A 21057-nucleotide genomic window follows, 5' to 3' on the forward strand; every position below is an offset into this window, starting at 1 on the left:
GCCCGCTTGAGCTCCTCGCGGGACTTCCCTTCCAGGAGGCGCTGGTAGGCGAAGCGCTTCGCCGCCGAGAAGCGGCGCATGAGGTCCAGGACCGCCTTCTCCTCCTTGGGGTCTGGGAAGACCAAGCGGGCGTGGACGCCGAGGTAGAGCTTTGCGGCTTCGCCCTTGGGCATTCCTGGGTTCATTTTACCCCCTTTTGCCTCTTTTGCCGCCTTTTGCGGGCTTTTGTGCTTTTGGACAAAGCGAGCGTGGAGGAGAGGAAGTGTGCGGATGTGTGCGCTATTTTTTAACTGTTTTCGCCTCCCTGGTCGACCTTCCAGAGGATGTGGACGTACCCGAGGACGCCAAGGTCTTGGACAAGTGCTACATCCCCACCCGCTACCCGGACGCCCACCCGGCGCTACACCCGCCTCGAGGCCGAAGAGGCCCTGGACCTAGCCCAAAGGATCCTGGCCTTCGTGGAGGAAAAGCTTGGACCCGCGTCTTCCGCTTTGACCTTAAGGCCTGCCTCAAGGAGGTGGCCGAGGCGGCGCGGGCCCTGGGGGAGCGCCCTGAGGTCCTCTTCGGCTCCTTGGCCCGGGGGGAGGCCACCGCCTTCAGCGACGCCGACTCCTCCGGGATACCTTTCCCCTTTCCCGAAAGGCTCGTGCGCTATCGCCCGGAAGGGTTGCGCCGGGTGGAGGTCTTCCCTTACACCTTGAGCGAGGCCGTGGAGGGCCTCAAGGAGGGTTTCGGCGTGGTCCCGGCCGCCCTCAGGGAAGGGCGGGTCCTCTTTGAGCGGGGGGGGCCTGGGAGGCCTTCCGCCGCTCCGCCTAACGCCCTTCTCATGGGGCGGGAGTATCTTGGCGCCGTGGAGATCCACGGCACCACCATCCTGGCCGTGCGCAAGGACGGGGCCACCGCGCTTGCGGGGGACGGCCAGGTGACCTTCGGCCAGACCGTCCTCAAGCGGGGGGCGGTGAAGGTGCGGAAGCTGGAGGTGGGGGAGGGCGTCCTGGTGGGCTTTGCAGGAGGAGCGGCCGACGCTTTGGCCCTTTTGGAGCGTTTTGAGGAAAAGCTCAAGGAGGCCAAGGGGAACCTCCTCAAGGGGGCGGTGGAGACGGCCAAGCTTTGGCGCACGGACCGGGTTCTTCGCCACCTCCAGGCCATGATCGTGGCCGCCGACCGGGAGAGCATGGTCCTCCTTTCGGGAAGCGGCGAGGTCATCGCCCCGGAGGAGCCCCTTTTGGCGGTGGGTTCGGGCGGCCCCTACGCCCTCGCCGCCGCCAAGGCCCTTTACCGCCACTCGGGGCTTTCCGCTAAGGAAATCGCCGAGGAGGCCATAAGGATCGCCGCCGAGGTGGACCTCTACACCTCGGGCCAGATCACGGTCCTTACCCTGGGGGAAGCATGAACCTCACGCCCGCAGAGATCGTAAGGGAGCTCTCCAAGCACATCGTGGGCCAGGAGGCCGCCAAGCGCGCGGTGGCGGTGGCCCTGAGGAACCGCTACCGGCGCAAGAAGCTCCCTCCCGAGGTGGCCCGGGAGGTGACCCCCAAGAACATCCTCATGATCGGGCCCACGGGGGTGGGCAAGACGGAGATCGCCAGGCGCCTGGCCCGCCTGGCCGGGGCACCCTTCGTGAAGGTGGAGGCCACCAAGTTCACCGAGGTGGGCTACGTGGGCCGGGACGTGGACGCCATCGTCCGGGACCTGGCGGAGGCGAGCTACCAGCTCGTGCTGGAGGAGATGAAGAAGCAGGTGGAGGAGAGGGCCCTGGCCTTTGCCGAGGAGGAGCTCGCCACCCTGCTTCGGACCTCGCCCGCCGAGGTGCGCTCGGGACGCCTGGACGGCCTCTCCGTGGAGGTGCAGGTGGAGGAGGAGGTCTCCTTGCCCTTCGTGGGCGTCCTAGGCGGGGAGGGGTTTGGGGGCATGGGGGAGATGCTCAAAGGCCTTCTCCCCAGGCGGCCGGTGCGCAAGCGCATGACCGTGAGGGAGGCCCGGGAGGTCCTCAAGAACCAGCACGCGGAGCGCCTCATAGACAAAGAGGAGCTCAAGGAGGAGGCCAGGCGGCGCGCCCAGGAGGACGGGATCGTCTTCATTGACGAGATTGACAAGGTGGCCCGCCGCGAGGGCACCGTGGGGCCTGACGTCTCCGGGGAGGGGGTGCAGCGGGACCTCCTGCCCATCGTGGAGGGCACCGTGGTCTCCACCCGCATCGGCCCCGTTTCCACGGAGCACGTCCTCTTCATCGCGGCCGGGGCCTTCCACGTGGCCAAGCCCTCGGATCTGATCCCCGAGCTCCAGGGGCGCTTTCCCATCCGGGTAGAGCTTTCCCCCTTGGGCCCCGAGGAGTTCTACCGGATCCTCAAAGAGCCCGAGAACTCCCTCATCCGCCAGTACACCGAGCTTCTCAAGGCGGACGGCACCGAGCTCGTCTTTGAGGACGAGGCCCTTTGGGCCATCGCCCAGGCGGCCCATCGGGCGAACCAGGACCTCGAGGACATCGGGGCGAGGAGGCTCGCCACGGTGCTGGAGCGGGTCCTGGAGGAGGTGAGCTTTCAGACCGATCTGGGCCGGGTGGAGATCACCCGGGCCTACGTGGAGAAGCGCTTGGAGGCGGTTTTCGCCTCCCCCGACCTGACGCGGTTTGTCCTTTAGGAGGAGAGAAGATGCGCTGGTTTCTCTTGACCTTAGGCCTGTTGGTGAGTCCGGTTCTGGCCCAAACCCCCCCGCCCCCCCCGGGGCAGACGCAGCAGGACCCCCTGAAGCTCGGGGTGCAGCTGTACGCCCTGGGTCGGTACGAGGCCGCGCTCACCCTCTTTGAGCGGGCGGTGAAGGAAAACCCCCAGAGCCCGGATGCCGTCTACTGGCTGGCCCGGGCCCAGCTAAAGATGGGCCTTCTCAACCCGGCGCTGGAAAACGCCAAGGGCCTGGTGGCGAAAAACCCTCGGTACATCGGGGGGTACATGGTCCTCTCCGAGGCCTACCTGGCCCTCTACCGGGCCTCCGAGGACCGGGAGAAGGGGAAGGCCTACCTGGAGCAGGCGCTTTCCGTCCTGCGGGACGGGGAGAGGGTGAACCCCCGCTACGCCCCCCTCTTTGCCCAAAGGGGGCTGGTCTACGCCTTCCTGGGCCAGGCGGACAGGGCCGAGGAGGCCTTCAAGAAGGCGCTGGCCCTCGAGGACACCCCCGAGGTGCGCTCGGCCCTGGCGGAGGTCTACCTGGCCCGGGGACGCCTGGACGAGGCGCTGGACCAGTACGCCAAGGCGGTGAGCCTGGCCCCCAAGAACACGGACCTCCGGGTGCGCTACGCTTCGGCCCTCCTCTTAAAGGGAAAGGCGGAGGAGGCCGCCCGGGTCTTGGAGGAGGGCCACCGCCTGAAGCCCCTGGACGCGGAGGGTTGGTACACCTTGGGCCAGGCCTATATGGCCTTGGGGCGGCCTAAGGAGGCGGGGGTGGCCCTGGAGAACGCCGTGGCCCTGGCTCCCCTGCGTTTCCCTGCCGCCTACTACTACCTCGGCCAGGCCTACTTGGCCTTGGGGGATCCCGAGAAGGCCCGGAGCCGCCTCACCGTGGCGGTGCGCCTCGAGCCCAAGAGGGCGGAGTACCGCTACCTCCTCTGCCTGGCCAACGAGCGGCTTGGGGACAAGGAAGGAGCCCGCTACCAGTGCCAGGAGGCCCTTAAGCTGAAGCCGGGCTACAAGGAGGCCGAGGAGGTCCTGAGGCGCCTGTAGACGGGGCGGGTGGGCTAGGCCTTGGGCTCTTCCTTTTTCTCCTCTCCCTCCTGCAGCCCCTTCTTGAACTCCCGGGCCGACTGGCCGATGCCCCGGGCCAGCTCAGGGAGCTTCCTGGCTCCGAAGAGGAGGAGAACGACGAGGAGGATGAGGAGGATTTCTAGGGGTCCTAAGCGCATGGGGCCATGATACCATGCCTTGACCCTGTTTTCGTAAGGTGTTATCGTGGCCTGTGGGTGGCCTTGCCCCCGGGGCGTAGCGCAGGCCGGTAGCGCACCTGCTTTGGGAGCAGGGGGTCGCCCGTTCAAATCGGGCCGCCCCGACCACGCGGGAGTAGCTCAGTTGGCAGAGCATCGGCCTTCCAAGCCGAGGGTCGCGGGTTCAAGTCCCGTCTCCCGCTCCATTAGGCCGGGGTTTTTCCCCCGGCGCTTTTCTTGGGCCCGTAGCTCAGGGGATAGAGCAGCCGCCTTCTAAGCGGTAGGTCGGGGGTTCGAATCCCTCCGGGCCCGCCAGCGGGGCGAAAAACTCCCCTCCTCAGGAGCGAGGCGGGGAGCCCTTTTGACCCCCAAAGCTTCTGATACCACCCCATGCCGGCCCAAGCCCGCATGGGGCCCCGGCAGACAGTCCCCGCACGGTGGCCTTCGCCGGGCTCGCCGGAGGGGCCCTCTTCCGGGCCACATTTCCCAGGTAGGGAGAGGGCGTAAACTGGCCTCCCAAGAGGGGACCATGAGGAAGCTTCGCCGCCTTACGGATATCCTGCCCCTGCTCAAGGAGGGCCGCTACCGCCTGGGCCCCCACGTGGCCAAGCACATGCTCCAGGAGGGCTTTACCGAGCTGGATGTCCTCAGGGCAATAGAGTGGGGAAGGGAGCTTTGCATCTACCCCGAGGATGGGAGGATGCTGGTTCTGGGGTACATGGTCTTTCCTCCCCGGCTGAAGCTTCCCCTGCACGTGGTCCTGGACTACACCCCGCCCCGCCGGGTGGACATCGTCACCGCCTTCATTCCCAAGGACCCCCACCGGGTTTACTCCCGGGCCCGCCTGGCGGCCCTCCTTCGCCACGACCGGGCCCTGGAGGAGGTTCGCTGGACCGGACCGGTGGACCTCTACCCGGCCTGGGAGTAGCACTCGGGGCAGCGCCCGTATACCGTCACCTCGTGGGCTTCCGCCTGGAAACCCGGGGGTAGGGCCCCTTCCATGGCCAGGTCGCAGCCCCATAGCTCGTAGACCCGTCCGCAGTGGCGGCAGAGGAAGTGGTGGTGGTGCTCCCTTCCGGCCCGCTCGTACCTCGGGGGTTCCCCGGGCAGGGCCACCGGGGTGAGGAAGCCCTCCTCCACCAGGCCCTTGAGGGTGCGGTAGACGGTGGCCAAGCCCAGGGAGGGCACCCGCCTTCGGGCTAGGGCCAGGACCTCCCTTGGGGAGAGGGGTCGGTCTGCCTCGAGGAAGACCGCCTGGATGGCCCGCCTTTGCCTTGTGGAGCGCTCCATGCTTAGAGGATAACAACCTGAGAAGAAATTTTCATCCTCCTGCGATAGAGTAGCCCCATGCGTGCGCTGACGTTGCTTCTCCTTTGGCTTGTTCCTGCCTTTGCCCAGGAGACCGGGGGGTACCTCCTGGGGCGCATCCTGGGGCTGGACCTGGGGAAGGGCGTGGCCCAGGTGAGGGTCCAGGGGGAGATCAAGGAGGCCCTATTGCCTGCGGATGGGGGCGGCTTCAGGGTGGGCATGCGGGTGGTTCTGTACCGGGAGGGGGGGCGGCTTTACGTGGCCGAGCCCGACCGGATGCCTTGGCTCCTCGGGCTCCTTTCCCTCTTTGCCCTTCTCGCCGCCCTTGTGGGCCGGGGTAAGGGCATGCGGGGCCTCCTGGGCACCTTTTTGAGCCTTTTGGTCGTGGTCTATTTCGTGGTTCCCAGGGTGGCCGCGGGGGGCAATCCGCTCTTCTACGCCCTTTTGGGAAGCCTCGGGGTGCTCCTCTTCACCATCTACCTGGTGCACGGGGTCAACCCCAAAACCACGGCGGCCCTTGCGGGCACCCTCCTGGCCGCAGGCTTTGTGCTCCTCCTAAGCCTTTTGTTTGCCCGGGCCATGGGGTTTACCGGCCTGGCCTCGGAGGAAACCCTCCTTCTGAAGCAGTGGGGCGGGGTGGACCTGCTCTCCCTTTACCTGGCGGGGGTGGTGGTGGGGGCCTTGGGGGCCCTTACGGACGTGACCGTGACCCAGGCGGCCGTGGTCCAGGCTCTGGCCCACGCCAACCCCCGCTTTGGCCTCAAGGAGCTGTACCGGAGGGGCATGGAGGTGGGCTACGACCACATCGGCAGCCTGGTGAACACCCTGATCCTGGCCTATGCAGCGGGCTCCTTGCCCCTCTTTCTCCTCCTCACCAGGGACCCCACCCCCTTGCGCTTTCTCCTCAACACCGAGCCCTTTGCCGGCGAGATCACGGCCATGCTCCTAGGTTCCCTCGGGCTCCTCTTGGCTGTCCCCCTCACCACCCTGGTGGCCGCCTGGGCCTTTCGCGGCGGGAGGGGCGGACCCCCGGCGCCTCACCACCCCCACTAGGGGTTCCCGCCCCCGTTCCCAGGCCCCTCTGTAGGGACTGGGCCACACACCTTTGCCCTTTGCCCGCTAAACTGATTTTGGTGCCTTTGGCACCTCCTTCGGGGCGGGGTGGAAGTCCCCACCGGCGGTGAAAGCCCGCGAAGCCCCTTTGGGGGCCCGACCCGGTGAAACTCCGGGGCCGACGGTGAAAGTCCGGATGGGAGAAGGAGGTCCTTTGCATTTGGACGAGCGCTTTCTGCGAAGAGCCCTGCAGCTTGCCGAAAGGGCCCGGGGCCACACCAGCCCGAATCCCCTGGTCGGGGCGGTCTTGGTCAAGGAGGGGCATATCCTTGGGGAGGGGTACCACCCCAGGGCAGGCGAGGCCCACGCGGAGGTCTTTGCCCTAAAGGCGGCGGGGGAGGCGGCGCGGGGGGCCACGGCCTACGTGACCCTCGAGCCCTGCGACCACTTCGGCCGCACCCCTCCCTGCTCCCTGGCCCTGATCGGGGCCGGGGTGGCCCGGGTGGTGGTGGCGGTCCGGGACGAGAACCCCCTGGCCCGGGGCGGTCTGGAGCGGCTACGGGAGGCCGGGGTGCGGGTGGAGGTGGGGCTATTGGAGCGGGAGGCCCGGGAGCAGAACGAGGCCTTCTTCACCGCCCAGAGGAAGCGCCGCCCCTTCGTCCTCCTCAAGGCGGCCCTCACCCTGGACGGGAAGGCGGCGGCCCCCTCGGGGGACGCCCGCTGGATCTCCTCCGAGGCCAGCCGCCGTGTGGCCCACGCTTACCGACAGTGGCTCCCGGCGGTGATGGTAGGGGTGGGGACGGTGCTCCGGGACGACCCCGCCCTTACCGTACGCGACCCCGACTTCCGCCCCTTCCCCCTGATGCTGGAGCCCCCGCCCCTCCGCGACCCCCTAAAGGTGGTCCTGGACACCGAGGCCCGCACCCCCCCCACGGCCCGCCTCTTCCGGCCTGGCCCCCGGGGGGAGCCTGCCCGGGTCCTGGTCCTGGTGGGGAAAGGCGCCCCCAGGGAGAGGGTTCGCGCCCTCGAGGCCGCGGGGGCCCGGGTGGCGGAGCTTCCCCGGGAAGGGGAGGGGGTGAGCCCGGAGGGGGCCTTGGCCTTCCTCTATGCCGAGGGGATAGACGGGGTGCTCCTGGAGGGAGGGCCCAGGCTGTACGGGGCCTTTGTGGCCCGGGGCCTCGTGGACAAGGTGGCCCTTTTCCTGGCCCCTAAGCTTCTGGGGGAGGGGAGGGGTCTTCTGGAGGGCTTGCGCTTGGAGAGGATGGCCGAGGCCCTTAGGCTTCGCCTGCACCGCCGGGAGTGGCTGGGCGAGGACCTGTGGCTCGAGGCCTACGTGGAGGGCTGAATGTTCACCGGGCTGGTGGAGGAGACGGGAAAGATCCTGGAGGTAGAGGAAGGGCCCTTCCTCAAGGTCCGAATCGGGGCAAGGAGGGTTCTTGAGGACCTCGAGGTGGGCGACTCCGTGGCCGTGGACGGGGTCTGCCTCACCGCGGTGGCCGTGGACGGGGAGGGGTTTTGGGTGGAGCTAGCCCGGGAGACCTTGAGGCGCACCGCCCCCACCACCTGGCGGGTGGGCCACCGGCCTAACCTGGAACGGGCCCTGAAGGTGGGGGACCGCCTCGGTGGGCACTTCGTCACCGGCCATGTGGACGGGGTGGCGGAGCTTGTGGAGGTGCGGGAGGCGCCAGGGGCGAGGGACTTCGTCTTCTTGCCTCCTAGGGGGCTTTCCCCCTACCTCGCCGAGAAGGGAAGCGTGGCCTTAAATGGGGTTTCCTTGACGGTGGCGGGCCTCGAGGGGGAAGCCTTCTTGGTTACCCTCATCCCCCACACCCTCGCCGTCACCAACCTGGGGGGGCTCGGGCCGGGGGACAGGGTGAACCTGGAGGTGGACCTCATCGCCCGCTACGTGGCGAGGCTTTTGGGGAGGGCGTGATGGAGGGCATCGCGAGCGTTCAGGAGCTTCTGGAGGAGCTCCGCCGGGGTCGTCCGGTGATCCTGGTGGACGACGAGGACCGGGAGAACGAGGGCGACCTCATCATGGCGGCGGAGCACGTGACCCCGGAGTGGGTGAACTTCATGCTCCGAGAGTGCCGGGGCCTCCTCTGCGTGGCCCTCACGGAGGAAAGGGCCAGGGCCCTGGACCTCCCCCTCATGGTGGAGCGGAACCAAGACCCCCAGGGCACGCGCTTCACCGTGAGCGTGGATGCCCGGGGGACGAGCACGGGGATCAGCGCCTTGGAGCGGGCGGCCACCATAAGGCTCCTCGCCGACCTCGAGGCCACCCCGCAGGACTTCCGCCGCCCGGGGCACGTTTTTCCCCTGGTGGCCAGGCCCGGCGGGGTCCTTCGCCGCGCTGGGCACACGGAGGCCACGGTGGACCTCCTGCGCCTCGCCGGGCTCACCCCGGTGGGGAGCCTCATTGAGATCCTCAAGGAGGACGGCACCATGGCCCGCCTGCCGGACCTCTTGGCCTTCGCCCAGAGGCACGGCCTCAGGGTGGGGACCATCGCCGACCTCATCCGCTACCGCCTGGAGCGGGGGGATCTTTATGTGCGGCGGGAGGCGGAGGCCCTGCTTCCCACCCGCTTTGGGGAGTTCCGCATCCTGGGGTACCGGGACACCCTCACGGGGGAGGAGCACGCCGCCTTGGTCATGGGGAGCTGGGACCCGGAGGAGCCCGTCTTGGTGCGCATGCACTCCGAGTGCCTCACCGGGGACGCCCTCCACTCCCTGCGCTGCGACTGCGGCTTCCAGCGGGACCTCGCCCTGGAGAGGATCGCCGAGGAGGGGAAGGGGGTCCTGGTCTACCTGAGGCAGGAGGGGCGGGGGATCGGCCTCGTGAACAAGATCCGGGCCTATGCCCTCCAGGACCGGGGCCTGGACACGGTGGAGGCGAACCTGGTGCTGGGCTTTCCCCCGGACCTCCGGGACTACGGGGTGGGGGCCCAGATCCTCTATGACCTCGGGGTGCGGAAGATGCGCCTCCTCACCAACAACCCCCGCAAGGTCCGGGCCCTTTCTGGCTTCGGCATAGAGATCGTGGAGCGCCTCCCCTTGCGGGCCGGGGACAACCCCTTTAACGAGCGCTACCTCCAGGCCAAGAAGGAGAAGCTCGGGCACTGGATGGACTGAGCCGGGGTAGCATGGGGGTGTGCCCGGGGTTTTTCTCCTTAGGGGCCTCGTCCTCCTTCTCCTCCTCCTCGCCTTCCTGGACCTCCGCTGGCCCCTACCGGGGAGGGTGGTCTACCTCTTAGACTTCTCCCCGTCCGCCAGGGAAAGTGTCTTCGCCCTGGCGGCTAGGCTTCCCCCCCACGCCTTCTACCTGGCCTTCGCCGAGCGGGCCGCGCTCCTCCCCGGGCCCACGGCGAGGAGGCTGGACCTGGGGGAGAGGACGGACCTGCGGGCGGCCTTCCGGGAGGCGGCCAGGCTCAGGCCGAGCCGGGTGGTCCTGGTCTCGGACGGCCTCTTGGAACCCGTCCCCCCGCCCTTTCCCCTGGACGCCCTCTATGTGCCCCCGAAACCCCATGTGGACTTGCGCCTCGTCCCCCCGCCCTACCCCCTTTTCGGCGAGACCGTGGGGGTAGGGGTGGTCCTCGAGGCCCCCGTGCCTGCCGAGGCCCGCCTCCGGGTAGAGGGACCTGGGGGGATTCTGGAGCGCTCCCTCCGGCTTTCGGGCCGAAGGGCCTTCCCTTACACCTTTCCCCTCACCGAAGAGGCCGAGGTGAGGGCGGTGGCGGAAGGTCCTTGGGGAAGGAGCGAGGCCCGGGTAAGGGTGGCCCCGGCTGACCGGGCCAAGGCCTGGGTCCTGGGGGACCCGGCCCTCGCCCGCTACCTCGAGGCCCAGGGCTTCCAGGTGGAGGAGGGCCCCTTGCGGTTTCCCCTGGCGGCGGACCAGGTGGACCTGGTGGCCGTGGGGGTGGGGGTGCCGGACCTGCCCGAGGGCGCACCCGAGGCCCTTCGGGACTTCCTTCGGCAGGGAGGGGGCCTCCTCTTCACCGCCACCCCCAGGGGCCTCTTCTTTGGCGGCTGGGACCGGGCGCTGCCGGAGGAGCTCCCGCTCAAGCCCCTGGGGCGCAAGGGGGCGGCTTTGGTCCTGGTCCTGGACGTTTCCGGGAGCATGGCGGGGGAGAAGCTCAATATGGCGGTCACTGGGGCCTTAGAGCTGGTCCGGAGCGCCGCCCCCGAGGACTACCTGGGGGTGGTCCTGTTCGGCTCCGGCTCCCGGGTCCTCTTCCCGCCCCGGCCCATGACGGCCCAGGGGAGGAAGGAGGCGGAAAGCCTCCTGCTTTCCGTGCGGGCCGGGGGCGGGACCGTGCTTGGGCAGGCCTTCCGGGAGGCCCTCCGTCTTCTCCAGGGGGTCCCTGTGGAGCGGAAGGCGGTCCTGGTCCTCACGGATGGCCTGATCTCCGACCCCAAGGAGCCCATCCTCTCCCTGGCGGCGGCCTCTGGGGTGGAGGTGAGCGCCCTGGCGCTGGGCCCGGACGCGGATGCGCCCTTCCTGGAGGAGCTGGCCCAAAGGAGCGGGGGGCGGTTCTACCGGGCGGCCTTTCCCAAGGACCTCCCCCGCCTCTTCCTCAGGGAGGGGCAGAAGGTGTTCCGGGGGGAGAGGCTGGAGGGGCGCTTTCCCGTGGAGGCCGCTTCCCATCCCTTGGCGCAGGGCTTCGCCTTTCCTCCCCTAGCCGTCCTCCTTCCGGCCCGGGCCGAGCCGTGGGCCGAGGTGGTGCTGCATAGCGGTGGGCGGGCGGTGCTCGCCTTGGGGGAGAGGGGAGAGGGCAGGGTGGCCGCCCTGGCCACGGACCTCTCCCGCTCCTGGCAGGGCTGGGAGGGGGCGGCCCCCTTTCTCGGCGGGCTCGCCCGCTATCTGGCAGGGTCCCGGCAGGCCTTGGCCCTCCACGCCTACCCGGAGGGCCCCGGGGTGAGGCTTGTGGTCCTGGGGAGGCTGGAGGCCCCTGTGGCCCGGGTGGGGGGGAGGGAGGTGCCCCTGGTGCCCACCGCTTTCCTGCGGTACGAGGCCTTTCTGGAGGGGGAAGGGGTTCTCCTGGACGGGAAGCGGCGCATCCCCCTAAGGCTGCCCCTGCCGGGGGAGTGGACCCCTAGGGACGGGGAGGCGGTGCTCCGCGCCTTGAGCGAGGGGAGCGGGGGGAGGTTCCTCTCCCTTGGGGACCTCCCCCAGGCGGCCTCCGCTTTCCTTCCCCTCAGGCCTTACCTCCTGGGGTTAGCCCTCGCCCTCTTCCTCCTGGAGCGGCTCCTCGAGGCCCGCTCTGGGCGGTTTCCCCAGGTCCCTTAAGGCTTCTCATGTGCAGAGTTGGCAGGCTAGGTTAGGAGGGGAGGGCAACCTAAAAGCATGCTCCATTGGGACGAGGAGCTGGAAAGGCGGCTAGCCCCCTTGCGGGCGAAAAGGGAGGAGGAAAACCGGAGAATCGCCGAGCTGGAAGAGAGGCTGCACCAGGCCTCCTTTGAACTCCAGCTCCTTCGCCGCTACCTGCGCCAGGCCGAGGAGGAGAACCGCCGGCTCCGGGTGCAGGTGGGGGCCATGGCCCTGGGCGGGGCGGGTCTAGCGGAGGTGAAGGGGATCCTGGAGGAGGCCTGGCTGGAGCTTGTCCTCCACGCCTCCCCCCAGGCGGAGCGCCTGGGGGCCCTCATCCAAGCGGTGGAGCGCCTGCTTGCCGAAACCCCTCGCCCATCTGAACCAGGACCGCCTCCCCCCGCACCGTAAGGACCCCTTCGGCGTAGAGCCCGGTCTCCACCACCACCTTCCTCCCCTTCACCTCCCGGGGCCGGCCCACGAGAAGAAGCTCCGGCCCCAAGGGAGTGGGCTTCAGGTAGTCCACCTTCAGGCTCGCCGTGACGAAGCGCAAGGGGGTTTCCTCCAGGGAGAGGCCCTCCGCCTGGGCCTTGGCGGCGGCCGCCGTGGCGGTGGAGTGGCAGTCCACCAAGGAGGCCAAAAGCCCCCCGTAGACGAAGCCAGGGAGGGCGGTGTGGTGGGGAGAGGGGGTAAAGCGGGTCTCGCTTTCTCCCCTCTCAGGGTGCCAGTAGGTCTTGACGTGGAGGCCGTGGGCGTTCAGGTAACCGCACCCGTAGCAGTGGGCCCACTCGGGGGGGTAGTAGAGCTGGATGGCCTTCATGCCAGCCCCTGGGCTTTCCAGCGCTCGGGTACCGCCCTCTTGAGGAAGTCCACGATTTCCTGGGTCAGGGTCCCGGGGCCGAAGACCGCGGCCACCCCGAGCTCCTTCAGCTTGGGCACGTCCTCATCGGGGATGATGCCCCCGCCGAAGACGAGGATGTCCGAGGCCCCCCGTTCCTCCAGAAGCCGCTTCACCTCGCGGAAGTAGTGCATGTGGGCCCCCGAGAGGATGGAGAGGCCAATCGCGTCCACGTCCTCCTGAATGGCGGCGGAGACGATCATTTCTGGGGTCTGGCGGAGCCCCGTGTAGATCACCTCCATGCCCGCATCCCGGAGGGCCCGGGCCACCACCTTGGCCCCGCGGTCGTGCCCGTCCAGGCCGGGCTTGGCGATGAGCACCCGTATGCGCCTGTCCACGTCTGCCTCCTTATACCCTTTGCTTCTGGTTCCTGCGCTCCAAAAAACCTCGCAGGGGCGTTCTACCCGCCCAAGCCCGCATGGGGTGGTATTACACGTATGCGGGCTCCTGGTAGGTACCGTAGACCTCCCGCAGCACGTCCATCATCTCGCCCAGGGTGCAGTAGGCGAGGGCGCACTCCACGAAGTGGGGCATGGTGTTCTGCCCCTCGAGGGCCGCCCGCCTAAGGCCCTGAAGGGCCTCCTCCACCCGCCTGGGGTCCCGCTCCCGCCGCACCCGGGCAAGGCGCTCCGCCTGGACCCTTTCCACCTCCGGGTCCACGAGCTGGATGGGCACTTTTAAGGGGATCTCGTCGGTGAAGGCGTTTACCCCCACGATGATCCGCTCTTTGCGCTCCACCTCCTGCTGGTAGCGGTAACTGGCCTCGGCGAGCTCCCGGAGGAAGTACCCCTCCTCAATGGCCCGCACCACGCCCCCCATGCGGCGGATCTCCTCAATGATGGCCATGGCCTGCCGCTCCATCTCGTCGGTGAGCCACTCCACGTAGTAGCTCCCCGCCAGGGGGTCTATGGTGTGGGTGACCCCGGTCTCGTAGGCGATGATCTGCTGGGTGCGGAGGGCGATGGTGGCGCTCTCCTCCGTGGGTAGGGCCAGGGCTTCGTCGTAGGCGTCGGTGTGGAGGCTGTTGGTGCCCCCAAGGACCGCCGCCAGGGCCTGGATGGCCACCCGGGCGATGTTGTTCAGGGGTTGCTGGGCAGTGAGGGAGACCCCGGCGGTCTGGGCGTGGGTGCGGAGCATCCAGCTCTGGGGATTCTTGGCCCCATAGCGGTAGCGCATCTCCTTGGCCCAGATCCGCCGCGCCGCCCGGAACTTGGCAATCTCCTCAAAGAAGTCGTTGTGCACGTCAAAGAAGAAGCTGATCCGGGGGGCGAACTCGTCCACGTCCAGGCCCCGCTTGAGGGCGGCCTCCACGTACTCAAAGCCGTCCGCCAGGGTCCAGGCCAGCTCCTGCACCGCTGTGGAGCCCGCTTCCCGGATGTGGTAGCCCGAAACGGAGATGAAGTTCCACTTAGGAACGTTCTTGGGTCCCCACTCAAAGGTGTCGATCACCAGCTTCACGCTGGGCTCAGGGGGAAAGATGAACTCCTTCTGGGCAATGAACTCCTTGAGGATATCGTTCTGGATGGTACCCCCGAGCTTCTTCCAGTCGTAGCCCCGCTTCTTCGCCACCGCCAGGTACATGGCCCAGATGGCGTTGGCGGGGGAGTTGATGGTCATGGAGGTGGTGACCTCCTCCAGGTGGATCCCCTCAAAGAGGACCTCCATGTCGGCGAGGCTACTGACCGCCACCCCGCACTTCCCCACCTCCCCCTTGGACAGGGGGTGGTCGGAGTCGTAGCCCATGAGGGTGGGAAGGTCAAAGGCCACGGAGAGCCCGGTCTGCCCTGCTTTTAGCAGCTTCTTGAAGCGCTCGTTCGTCTGCTCGGCGGTGCCGAAGCCGGCGAACATGCGCATGGTCCAGAGCTTGGACCGGTACATGGAGCCGTAGACCCCCCGGGTGTAGGGGAACTCCCCAGGGTAGCCCCGCTTCTCCTCGTACTCCGGGTCCAGGACCCCGATGTCCTCCGGCGTGTAGAGGGGCTCCGGGGCGATATCCGAGAGGGTGCGGTGGGCCACGGGCCTCTCCGGCATCTTCTCCAGGCTCTTCCGGTAGGTCTCCCTGAGCCAGTCGGGTTTCCTGCGCATGGACCCTCCCTTGCTTCCAGTATACGGTTTTTTACCGGAAGGGAAAAGGGCGTCATACCTTTGGTTTGGGTGCCTGCGCTAAAAAACCTCGCGGGGACGTTCTACCGGGGCCCCCATGCGGGCCCAAGGGGTGGTATCAGGCTTTGCGCTCGCTCTCCGGCTCCACGTGGATGGTGACCGCGAGCCCCGGGAAGGCCTCCTCCAAGGTCCGTTCCAGCCGGTCGCAGAGCCGGTGGGCCTCGGCCACCGGCATCGTTCCGGGCACCACCAGGTGGAACTCCAAGAAGGCCCGGTGGCCCGCCTTCCGCGTCCTCAGGTCGTGGACCTCTAAGGCCTTTCCCTGAAGCTCCCTGGCGATCACCGCCTGGATGCGGGCCACCTCCTCTGGGGAAAGCCCCTCGTCCATCAGGCCCCCCACCGACTGGCGCACCAGGCGGAGGCCCAGGAGGAGGATGTGCCCCGCCACCAGGAGGGCGAGGAGGGGGTCCAGCACCCAGAGGCGCGTGAGCCCGGCAAGCCCTACTCCGAGGAGGACCCCCAAGGAGGTGAGGACATCGGAGAGGACGTGGTAACCGTCGGCGGTGAGGGCGGGGGAGCGGAGGCGCCTTCCCTCCCGGAGGAGAACGTAGGCCAGGAGGCCGTTGAGCCCGGAGGCCAGGAGGGCAAGCCCAAGCCCCGGGCCTAGGTCCCCCAAGGGGGTGGGATGGAGGAGGCGGGGAAGGGCCTCCCTGGCGATGAGGAGGGCGGCCAGCACCACCAGGACGCCTTCCAGCACGGCGGAGAAGTACTCCGCCTTGGTGTGGCCAAAGGGGTGGGTGGCGTCCGGGGGACGTTGGGCGAAGCGGATGGCCAAGAGGGCTAGGAGGGCCGCGGCCACGTTCACCGTGGACTCGAGGGCGTCGGAGAGGAGGGCCAAGGAGCTCGTAAGGAGGTAGGCGAGCCCCTTGAGCCCCAGGACCAGGAGGGCCACGACCAGGCTAGCCAAGGCGGCCCGTTCCGCCACTACGCCCCTTCCCAAGCCTCTTCCGGGGCTTCCCGCTTGGGCTTCATGAGGGGGAAGAGGAGGACGTCCCTTAAGGAAGGCTGGTCGGTGAGGAGCATGGCCAGGCGGTCTATCCCCAGGCCGAGCCCCGCCGCCGGGGGCATCCCGTACTCCAGGGCCAGGAGGAAGTCCTCGTCGGGCTCCGGGGCCTCCTCGTCGCCTTCCTTGCGGCGCCTGGCCTGCTCCAGGAAGCGCTCCCTCTGGTCCAGGGGGTCGTTGAGCTCGGAGTAGGCGGGGGCAAGCTCCATCCCCCCGGCGTAGAGGTCCCAGCGCTCGGTGAGGCCCGGTTTCTCCCGGTGCCTTTTGGCCAGGGGGCTGATGGCCAAGGGGAAGTCCAGGACGAAGGTGGGGTCCTGGAGCTTGGGCTCCACGTAGATCCCGAAGAGCTTGTCCAGAAGCTTGTAGCTCGGCACCTGGGCGAGCTCTGGGTGGTGGGCATCGGCCCAGAGGCGGAGGCGATCCAAATCCAGGGGGTCAAAGGGGAGGCCCGCTTCTTCCTTGAGGCTTTCCACGAAGGAGATGCGGCGGAAGGGGGGCCGGAAGTTGAGGACTTGGCCCTGGTAGGGCACCTCGTAGGTGCCGAAAAGGTGGAGAACGAGGCCGGAGAGGAGCTCCTCCACCAGGCTGGCCATGTCCTGGTAGTCGGCGTAGGCCCAGTAGGCCTCCAGCATGGAGAACTCGGGGTTGTGGTTGTGGTCCATCCCCTCGTTGCGGAAGACCCGGCCGATCTCGTACACCTTCTCGTAGCCCCCCACCAGAAGGCGCTTCAGGTAGAGCTCCAGGGAGATGCGGAGGTAGAACTCGTGGTCTAAGGCGTTGTGGTAGGTCTTGAAGGGCCGGGCCTCGGCCCCGCCGGTGGTGGGCTGGAGGATGGGGGTCTCCACCTCCAAGAAGCCCCGATCCTCAAAGAAGCGCCGGATGTAGCGCACCATCTCCGCCCGCTTCCGAAAGACCTCCCGCACCTCCGGGTTCACCATGAGGTCCAGATAGCGCTGGCGGTAGCGTACCTCCTTGTCCTTAAGGCCGTGCCACTTGTCGGGGAGGGGGTGGAGGCTTTTGACGAGGGGTGTCCAGGCAAGGACCTTCACCGTGACCTCCCCCGTCTTGGTGGTGAAGGGGTACCCCCTCACCCCTAGGATATCCCCCACGTCCAGCCTCTTTAGGAGCTCGTAGTGGGGGGTGAGGTCCTTCTGAAAGTAGAGCTGGATCCGCCCTGTCTCGTCCAGGAGGTGGGCGAAGGTGACCTTGCCCATGCGCCTCAGGGCCACGATCCTTCCGGCGATGGCCACCTCCTCCTCGGGCCACTCCGCCTCCGGAGGGGCCCCGGCCTTGGCCTTCAGGATCTTTTGGGCGCTTTGGGTTTTGGGGAAGCGGTAGGGGTAAGGCGCGAAGCCCGCCTCCACCAGGGCTTCCAGGTTGAGTAGGCGCTGGCGCGTCTGCTCGTTCATCGCTTGGGGTCTCCGCCTCGAGGCAAGCCCAGGTGGGGGCTTACCCGTGGACCGCCACCACCCGGAACTCCTTCCTGCCCCTAGGGGTGTCCAGGGCGAGGACATCCCCTACCCGGTGGCCCAGGAGGGCCTTGCCCATGGGGGAGGCGTCGGAGATCTTCATGGGGGTTTCCAGAACGCTCGCCTCGGCAGGGGAGACCACCTGCACCTCCAGCCGCTCCCCGGTGGCCGGGTCCTCCAGCTCCACCACGGAGCCCAGGCCGATGACCTCGCCCGAGCCCTCCTCGAGGATCACCGCCCGGGACAGCACGTCCTCTAAGCTGTCAATCCGGGCCTCAATCCGGGCCTTCTCCTGCTTGGCCGCCTCCAGGCCCGAGTCATCGTAATCGTCGCTGGACTCCATGAGCTCCTGCAGGATCTTGGTGGCCTCCTGAAGGCGCTCCCTCTCCTGCTCCAGCTGTTTCATGAGCCGCTCGTAGCCGGCCTTGGTCAGCTTTACTTCGCGCGCCATAGCTCACCTCGTAAGTCATGGAGGCCGGCCAAAGCCGACCTCCTTGGCCCAAGGGCCCCCTTCTCAGGTGAGTATACCCCGAAGGAGGATTTCCCTCAAACGCTCCGGCTCGGCGTGGCCCGCGCAGGCCGCCGTGTCCTGGCACAGGACCAGGTAGCGCAGATGGGTCTCCCTCCCCCCCACGGGGTGGCGGAAGAAGCCCAGGGCGCTTCCCGAGAGGTGGCGGCGGCAGGCCTCGCAGACCTGGGGGCCGGCCACGTGGCCGGGGAGGGGCTCGAGGGCGAGGCGAAGCTCAGGCGGTCCCTTCTCCAGGATCACCACCCGCCCCTCCTCGTCCCGGTAGTAGAGGATCTCCCCAAGGGGGAGAAGGTCAGGGGAGGTGCCTGGAAAGAGTTCCAGGATCAGCTCCCGCTCTTCGTGGTCCATGCCCCTAGCTTAGCCCAAGGTGGCGGAAAAGGGGGGGCAGGAAGAGGCGGAGGCCCACGAGGAGGGCGAGGAGGCTTGCCAGCAGGACGGCGGCCGCCGCCGTGTCCTTGGCCTGCTTGGCCAGGGGGTGGTAGACGGGGCTTGCCAGGTCGGTGAGGGCCTCGAGGGCGGTGTTCACGAGCTCCAGGGAGAGAACGAGGGCGGCGAGGAGAAGGACGGGGAGGGGGTCCACCCCGAGCCAGAGGGCCAGGAGGAGGGCCAGAAGCCCCAGGTAGGCCTCGAGGCGGAAGTTGCGCTGCACCCGCCAGGCGTAGGCCAGGCCCTGGAGGGCGTAGGCGAAGGAGCGGAGGATCCCCTTTACAGCGTGAGGATCCTCTCTTGGACGCGGCGGAAGCCCTCCCAATCCTCCTCCTTCGCGTGGTCGTGGCCCAGGAGGTGCCATAGCCCGTGGGCCGAAAGCACCAGCACCTCCTCCTCCAAGGGGGCTCCCCGGGCCTTCGCCTGCTTTCCTGCGGTGTCCAGGCTGATCCAGATGTCCCCAAGGTGCGGGGGGAGGAAGGGGTCTTCGGGCTCGTAATGGGGGAAGGAGAGGACGTCCGTGGCCTCATCCTCCCCCCACCACGCCCGCTTGAGGGCCCGTAGCCTCCGGTCCCCGGTGAGGATCACCGTGACCGCCTTGTCCCCTACCCCAAGCTCCTCCATCAGGGCCTGGAGGGCCTTTTTTAGCCGGGGAACAAGACCCTTGGGGGGCCGTTTATTGGCCACCACCGCCACCACGCTCGGCCTCCTCGTAGGCCTTGATGATCCGGGCCACCAAGGGGTGGCGCACCACGTCCGACTCCTTAAAGTAGATGAAGGCGATGCCCTCTATCCCCTTCAGGATGCGGGTGGCCTCCACAAGGCCCGACTTTTGGTGTTTGGGCAGGTCGATCTGGGTGATGTCCCCCGTGATGACCATCTTGGAGCTGAAGCCCATGCGGGTGAGGAACATCTTCATCTGCTCCGGGGTGGTGTTTTGGGCCTCGTCCAGGATGATGAAAGCATCATTTAAGGTTCTACCCCTCATGAACGCCAAAGGCGCCACCTCAATGATTCCAGATTGGAGATATTGCTCAAAACGCTCGGCGTCAATCATGTCAAAGAGGGCATCGTAGAGGGGCCTAAGGTAGGGGTCCACCTTGGCCTGGATGTCCCCGGGGAGGAAGCCCAGCTTCTCCCCGGCTTCCACGGCGGGCCGGGTGAGGACGATGCGCTTCACCTTGCGCGCCCTGAGGTGGCTCACCGCCATGGCCACGGCCAGGTAGGTTTTGCCCGTGCCTGCGGGCCCGATGCCGAAGGTGATGTCGTGCCGGGCGATGGCCTCCACGTACCGCTTCTGCCCCGGGGTTTTGGGGCGGAGGCGCCCCGGGAGGGCGGGCTCCGCCTCCGGGTCGGTGGCCTGGTAGAGGCCCTGCCCCTCCTGGGCCAGGGCCACCGCCTGCTCCAGGGTGGCCTCGTCCAGCTCCGCCCCCTGGCGAAGGAGGGCGAGGAGGTCGCGGACCACCCGCTCGGCCACCCGCACCGCCTCCTCGTCCCCTAGGAGCTCCACCTGGTCCCCCCGCGCCACGAGCCTCAGGCGGTCGCCAAAAGCCTCGCGGAAGAGGGCGCGGAGCCTCTTCAGGTTCCGGTCCGCCTGGCCCAAAAAGGCCAGGGCCTCCTCGGGCTTTAGGGGGATCAAAAGCCTTTGGGCCGCTTCAGGATCTCGTGCCATATCACCCCTTTCAAGATGCTCTCCCGGTCTGTGCGCAGGAGCTTTTTGCGGGCCGGCTTCGGAGGGGGCTCCTCTTGGGGTTCCTGTGGGCGGGCCTCGAGGACCCTCCGCTCGGAAGGAGGGGGAAGGGTCGGACGGGATGGGGCCTCCGCCCGCTTGGGCTCGGGGGAGGGGAGGGGCTTGGGCTTGGGCCGGGGGCGGCTTTTGGGTTTGGGGAAAGGCTCGGGCAGGGGGAGGTCCTCCGGAAGGGTGGGGGGGCGGCCCCGGCGGCTTAGGCCCTGAAGGGCGGGCAGGATGACGAAGAAGAGGAGAAAGAGGAGCCCAAGGAGGTCGTCTAGGCTCATTCCTCACCCTCGGGCTTGGCCGCCCGGCTGATGGACTCCCGCATGTCGGTGTCGGCCTCGATGTTCTTGAGGCGGTAGTAGTCCATGACCCCAAGCCGCCCCGCCCTTAGGGCCTCGGCCAGGGCCAAGGGCACCTGGGCCTGGGCCTCCACCAGCTTGGCCCGCATGGCCTCCACCAAGGCCCGGTTCTCCTGCTCCGCCGCCACCGCCATGGCCCTCCGCTCCTCGGCCTTGGCCTGGGCCACCTTTTTGTCGGCCTCCGCCTGGTCGGTGCGGAGCTGGGCCCCGATGTTCCGGCCCACGTCCACCTCGGCGATGTCCACGGAGAGGATCTCAAAGGCCGTGCCGGCGTCCAGCCCTTTGGACAGCACGGTCTTGCTGATGCGGTCGGGCTGCTCCAGCACCTCCTTGTGGCTTTCTGCGCTCCCGATGGAGGCCACGATCCCCTCGCCCACCCGGGCCAGGACCGTTTCCTCGCCCGCTCCGCCCACGAGGCGGTCAATGTTGGCCCGCACCGTCACCCGGGCGGTGACCAAGAGCTGGATCCCGTCCTTGGCCATGCCCGCTACCTGGGGCGTGGTGATGACCTTGGGGTTGACGGACACCCGGACCGCCTCCAGCACGTCCCGCCCCGCCAGGTCTATGGCCGCGGCGCGGTCAAAGGTAAGCTTGATCCCCGCCTTGTCTGCGGCGATGAGGGCGTCCACCACCCGGTCCACGTTGCCTCCCGCCAGGTACTGGGCCTCGAGGCGGTTGAGCTCCACGGGGATGCCCGCCTTCGTGGCCTTGATCATGGGGAAGATGATCTTGGCCGGGGGGACCCGTCTTAACCGCATGGCCACCAGGCTCGTGAGGGGAACCCGCACCCCGGCGAAGAAGGCTGTGACCCAGAGGCCTACGGGAATGAAGGAAAAAAAGAGGAAGACCAGGATAAGAACCAGTCCCGCGAGGAAAAGAAGGCCCACGGCAGTCAT

At 68.0% G+C, this 21057-nt stretch carries 25 protein-coding genes, 3 tRNA genes and 1 riboswitch; of the genes, 13 read left to right on the plus strand and 15 right to left on the minus strand.

The features are described 5' to 3' along the window. On the minus strand, nucleotides 1-185 hold a 185-nt coding region (locus H531_RS15345; RefSeq protein WP_500691335.1), incomplete at its 3' end, for an SSO2105 N-terminal domain-containing protein. Nucleotides 186-826: 641 nt separating this feature from the next. On the opposite strand from H531_RS15345, the gene hslV reads away from it, so the two are divergent. From hslV to H531_RS0107735, 3 genes are read left to right on the plus strand one after another with little or no spacing between them, the layout of a single operon-like run. Next, complete coding sequence (hslV, locus tag H531_RS0107725; RefSeq protein ID WP_156860474.1) at nucleotides 827-1393, plus strand: ATP-dependent protease subunit HslV; 567 nt, start codon at nucleotides 827-829, stop codon at nucleotides 1391-1393. Then, nucleotides 1390-2640, plus strand: a complete 1251-nt coding sequence (gene hslU, locus H531_RS0107730; RefSeq protein ID WP_022798781.1) for an ATP-dependent protease ATPase subunit HslU — start codon at nucleotides 1390-1392, stop codon at nucleotides 2638-2640. Before hslV ends, hslU begins: the two co-directional genes overlap by 4 nt. An 11-nt stretch (nucleotides 2641-2651) precedes the next feature. Beyond that, nucleotides 2652-3716, plus strand: a complete 1065-nt coding sequence (locus H531_RS0107735) for a tetratricopeptide repeat protein (RefSeq protein ID WP_022798782.1) — start codon at nucleotides 2652-2654, stop codon at nucleotides 3714-3716. A gap of 14 nt (nucleotides 3717-3730) precedes the next feature. Here H531_RS0107735 and tatA read toward each other — a convergent pair whose 3' ends face one another. Further along, nucleotides 3731-3895 carry a twin-arginine translocase TatA/TatE family subunit gene (gene tatA, locus H531_RS0107740; protein ID WP_022798783.1) on the minus strand — a complete coding sequence of 55 codons (165 nt, stop codon included), beginning with the start codon at nucleotides 3893-3895 and terminating at the stop codon, nucleotides 3731-3733. Nucleotides 3896-3965: 70 nt separating this feature from the next. Between tatA and H531_RS0107745 the strand changes: the two genes are divergently transcribed. From H531_RS0107745 to H531_RS0107760, 4 genes are all read left to right on the plus strand, one after another. Next, nucleotides 3966-4042, plus strand: a tRNA-Pro gene (locus H531_RS0107745). Between the two features lies 1 nt (nucleotide 4043). Further along, nucleotides 4044-4119 (plus strand) — tRNA-Gly (locus H531_RS0107750). A gap of 33 nt (nucleotides 4120-4152) precedes the next feature. Next, nucleotides 4153-4228 (plus strand) — tRNA-Arg (locus H531_RS0107755). Nucleotides 4229-4442: 214 nt separating this feature from the next. After that, nucleotides 4443-4841, plus strand: a complete 399-nt coding sequence (locus tag H531_RS0107760) for a hypothetical protein (protein WP_022798784.1) — start codon at nucleotides 4443-4445, stop codon at nucleotides 4839-4841. Here the strand turns inward: H531_RS0107760 and H531_RS0107765 are convergent. Then, nucleotides 4823-5203 (minus strand): zinc uptake transcriptional regulator, encoded by a 381-nt coding sequence (locus H531_RS0107765; RefSeq protein ID WP_022798785.1) that lies wholly within the window; start codon nucleotides 5201-5203, stop codon nucleotides 4823-4825. The genes H531_RS0107760 and H531_RS0107765 overlap by 19 nt on opposite strands. 57 nt (nucleotides 5204-5260) lie before the next feature. Between H531_RS0107765 and H531_RS0107770 the strand changes: the two genes are divergently transcribed. The 6 genes from H531_RS0107770 (at nucleotide 5261) to H531_RS0107795 (ending at nucleotide 11990) form a co-directional block, all read left to right on the plus strand. Next, complete coding sequence (locus H531_RS0107770) at nucleotides 5261-6274, plus strand: YibE/F family protein (protein WP_022798786.1); 1014 nt, start codon at nucleotides 5261-5263, stop codon at nucleotides 6272-6274. A gap of 90 nt (nucleotides 6275-6364) precedes the next feature. After that, nucleotides 6365-6486: riboswitch (FMN riboswitch) on the plus strand. Further along, nucleotides 6471-7619 (plus strand): bifunctional diaminohydroxyphosphoribosylaminopyrimidine deaminase/5-amino-6-(5-phosphoribosylamino)uracil reductase RibD, encoded by a 1149-nt coding sequence (gene ribD, locus H531_RS0107775; protein ID WP_028490732.1) that lies wholly within the window; start codon nucleotides 6471-6473, stop codon nucleotides 7617-7619. (Overlaps the previous riboswitch by 16 nt.) After that, nucleotides 7620-8207 (plus strand): riboflavin synthase, encoded by a 588-nt coding sequence (locus H531_RS0107780; protein WP_022798788.1) that lies wholly within the window; start codon nucleotides 7620-7622, stop codon nucleotides 8205-8207. Continuing rightward, a complete protein-coding gene (locus H531_RS0107785; RefSeq protein WP_028490733.1) occupies nucleotides 8207-9406 on the plus strand; it encodes a bifunctional 3,4-dihydroxy-2-butanone-4-phosphate synthase/GTP cyclohydrolase II in 1200 nt (399 codons plus the stop codon). The genes H531_RS0107780 and H531_RS0107785 overlap by 1 nt, the downstream gene beginning before the upstream one ends. A gap of 19 nt (nucleotides 9407-9425) precedes the next feature. Beyond that, nucleotides 9426-11561 carry a vWA domain-containing protein gene (locus H531_RS0107790; protein ID WP_022798790.1) on the plus strand — a complete coding sequence of 712 codons (2136 nt, stop codon included), beginning with the start codon at nucleotides 9426-9428 and terminating at the stop codon, nucleotides 11559-11561. Nucleotides 11562-11618: 57 nt separating this feature from the next. After that, on the plus strand, nucleotides 11619-11990 hold the full coding sequence (locus H531_RS0107795) for a hypothetical protein (RefSeq protein ID WP_022798791.1): 372 nt from the start codon (nucleotides 11619-11621) through the stop codon (nucleotides 11988-11990). On the opposite strand, the gene H531_RS0107800 is transcribed toward H531_RS0107795, so the two are convergent. From H531_RS0107800 to floA, 12 genes are all read right to left on the minus strand, one after another. Continuing rightward, entirely contained in the window at nucleotides 11914-12399 is a 486-nt protein-coding gene (locus tag H531_RS0107800; RefSeq protein ID WP_022798792.1) for a PaaI family thioesterase, read from the minus strand. The genes H531_RS0107795 and H531_RS0107800 overlap by 77 nt on opposite strands. Continuing rightward, nucleotides 12396-12815 (minus strand): cobalamin B12-binding domain-containing protein, encoded by a 420-nt coding sequence (locus H531_RS0107805; protein ID WP_022798793.1) that lies wholly within the window; start codon nucleotides 12813-12815, stop codon nucleotides 12396-12398. The genes H531_RS0107800 and H531_RS0107805 overlap by 4 nt, the downstream gene beginning before the upstream one ends. 91 nt (nucleotides 12816-12906) lie before the next feature. Next, on the minus strand, nucleotides 12907-14562 hold the full coding sequence (locus tag H531_RS0107810; protein ID WP_022798794.1) for an acyl-CoA mutase large subunit family protein: 1656 nt from the start codon (nucleotides 14560-14562) through the stop codon (nucleotides 12907-12909). A 136-nt stretch (nucleotides 14563-14698) separates the two neighbouring features. Further along, nucleotides 14699-15565, minus strand: coding sequence for a cation diffusion facilitator family transporter (locus tag H531_RS0107815; protein ID WP_022798795.1), 867 nt, complete (start codon nucleotides 15563-15565; stop codon nucleotides 14699-14701). After that, nucleotides 15565-17052, minus strand: a complete 1488-nt coding sequence (gene lysS, locus H531_RS0107820; RefSeq protein ID WP_022798796.1) for a lysine--tRNA ligase — start codon at nucleotides 17050-17052, stop codon at nucleotides 15565-15567. The genes H531_RS0107815 and lysS overlap by 1 nt, the downstream gene beginning before the upstream one ends. Before the next feature lie 40 nt (nucleotides 17053-17092). Continuing rightward, nucleotides 17093-17563 carry a GreA/GreB family elongation factor gene (locus H531_RS0107825; protein ID WP_022798797.1) on the minus strand — a complete coding sequence of 157 codons (471 nt, stop codon included), beginning with the start codon at nucleotides 17561-17563 and terminating at the stop codon, nucleotides 17093-17095. A gap of 63 nt (nucleotides 17564-17626) precedes the next feature. Beyond that, nucleotides 17627-17989 (minus strand): hypothetical protein, encoded by a 363-nt coding sequence (locus H531_RS0107830; protein WP_022798798.1) that lies wholly within the window; start codon nucleotides 17987-17989, stop codon nucleotides 17627-17629. 4 nt (nucleotides 17990-17993) lie between these two features. Next, nucleotides 17994-18392 (minus strand): diacylglycerol kinase family protein, encoded by a 399-nt coding sequence (locus tag H531_RS0107835; RefSeq protein WP_022798799.1) that lies wholly within the window; start codon nucleotides 18390-18392, stop codon nucleotides 17994-17996. Then, on the minus strand, nucleotides 18347-18766 hold the full coding sequence (gene ybeY / locus H531_RS0107840; RefSeq protein WP_022798800.1) for an rRNA maturation RNase YbeY: 420 nt from the start codon (nucleotides 18764-18766) through the stop codon (nucleotides 18347-18349). Before ybeY ends, H531_RS0107835 begins: the two co-directional genes overlap by 46 nt. Beyond that, a complete protein-coding gene (locus H531_RS0107845; protein ID WP_028490734.1) occupies nucleotides 18744-19739 on the minus strand; it encodes a PhoH family protein in 996 nt (331 codons plus the stop codon). Before H531_RS0107845 ends, ybeY begins: the two co-directional genes overlap by 23 nt. Continuing rightward, nucleotides 19703-20083: a hypothetical protein gene (locus H531_RS0107850; protein WP_022798802.1), complete on the minus strand. Its 381-nt coding sequence runs from the start codon at nucleotides 20081-20083 to the stop codon at nucleotides 19703-19705. Before H531_RS0107850 ends, H531_RS0107845 begins: the two co-directional genes overlap by 37 nt. After that, a complete protein-coding gene (floA, locus tag H531_RS0107855) occupies nucleotides 20080-21057 on the minus strand; it encodes a flotillin-like protein FloA (RefSeq protein WP_022798803.1) in 978 nt (325 codons plus the stop codon). The genes H531_RS0107850 and floA overlap by 4 nt, the downstream gene beginning before the upstream one ends.

The sequence above is a fragment of the Thermus islandicus DSM 21543 genome (assembly GCF_000421625.1).
In the GTDB taxonomy this organism is placed as follows: Bacteria; Deinococcota; Deinococci; order Deinococcales; family Thermaceae; genus Thermus; species Thermus islandicus.

Bases quoted from the DNA above. Each gene is read 5' to 3' on its own strand.
- hslV (WP_156860474.1), top strand. From the start codon at position 827: ATGGGGCGGGAGTATCTTGGCGCCGTGGAGATCCACGGCACCACCATC.
- hslU (WP_022798781.1), top strand. From the start codon at position 1,390: ATGAACCTCACGCCCGCAGAGATCGTAAGGGAGCTCTCCAAGCACATC.
- H531_RS0107735 (WP_022798782.1), top strand. From the start codon at position 2,652: ATGCGCTGGTTTCTCTTGACCTTAGGCCTGTTGGTGAGTCCGGTTCTG.
- tatA (WP_022798783.1), bottom strand. From the start codon at position 3,895: ATGCGCTTAGGACCCCTAGAAATCCTCCTCATCCTCCTCGTCGTTCTC.
- H531_RS0107760 (WP_022798784.1), top strand. From the start codon at position 4,443: ATGAGGAAGCTTCGCCGCCTTACGGATATCCTGCCCCTGCTCAAGGAG.
- H531_RS0107765 (WP_022798785.1), bottom strand. From the start codon at position 5,203: ATGGAGCGCTCCACAAGGCAAAGGCGGGCCATCCAGGCGGTCTTCCTC.
- H531_RS0107770 (WP_022798786.1), top strand. From the start codon at position 5,261: ATGCGTGCGCTGACGTTGCTTCTCCTTTGGCTTGTTCCTGCCTTTGCC.
- ribD (WP_028490732.1), top strand. From the start codon at position 6,471: ATGGGAGAAGGAGGTCCTTTGCATTTGGACGAGCGCTTTCTGCGAAGA.
- H531_RS0107780 (WP_022798788.1), top strand. From the start codon at position 7,620: ATGTTCACCGGGCTGGTGGAGGAGACGGGAAAGATCCTGGAGGTAGAG.
- H531_RS0107785 (WP_028490733.1), top strand. From the start codon at position 8,207: ATGGAGGGCATCGCGAGCGTTCAGGAGCTTCTGGAGGAGCTCCGCCGG.
- H531_RS0107795 (WP_022798791.1), top strand. From the start codon at position 11,619: ATGCTCCATTGGGACGAGGAGCTGGAAAGGCGGCTAGCCCCCTTGCGG.
- H531_RS0107800 (WP_022798792.1), bottom strand. From the start codon at position 12,399: ATGAAGGCCATCCAGCTCTACTACCCCCCCGAGTGGGCCCACTGCTAC.
- H531_RS0107810 (WP_022798794.1), bottom strand. From the start codon at position 14,562: ATGCGCAGGAAACCCGACTGGCTCAGGGAGACCTACCGGAAGAGCCTG.
- lysS (WP_022798796.1), bottom strand. From the start codon at position 17,052: ATGAACGAGCAGACGCGCCAGCGCCTACTCAACCTGGAAGCCCTGGTG.
- H531_RS0107825 (WP_022798797.1), bottom strand. From the start codon at position 17,563: ATGGCGCGCGAAGTAAAGCTGACCAAGGCCGGCTACGAGCGGCTCATG.
- H531_RS0107830 (WP_022798798.1), bottom strand. From the start codon at position 17,989: ATGGACCACGAAGAGCGGGAGCTGATCCTGGAACTCTTTCCAGGCACC.
- H531_RS0107845 (WP_028490734.1), bottom strand. From the start codon at position 19,739: ATGGCACGAGATCCTGAAGCGGCCCAAAGGCTTTTGATCCCCCTAAAG.
- H531_RS0107850 (WP_022798802.1), bottom strand. From the start codon at position 20,083: ATGAGCCTAGACGACCTCCTTGGGCTCCTCTTTCTCCTCTTCTTCGTC.
- floA (WP_022798803.1), bottom strand. From the start codon at position 21,057: ATGACTGCCGTGGGCCTTCTTTTCCTCGCGGGACTGGTTCTTATCCTG.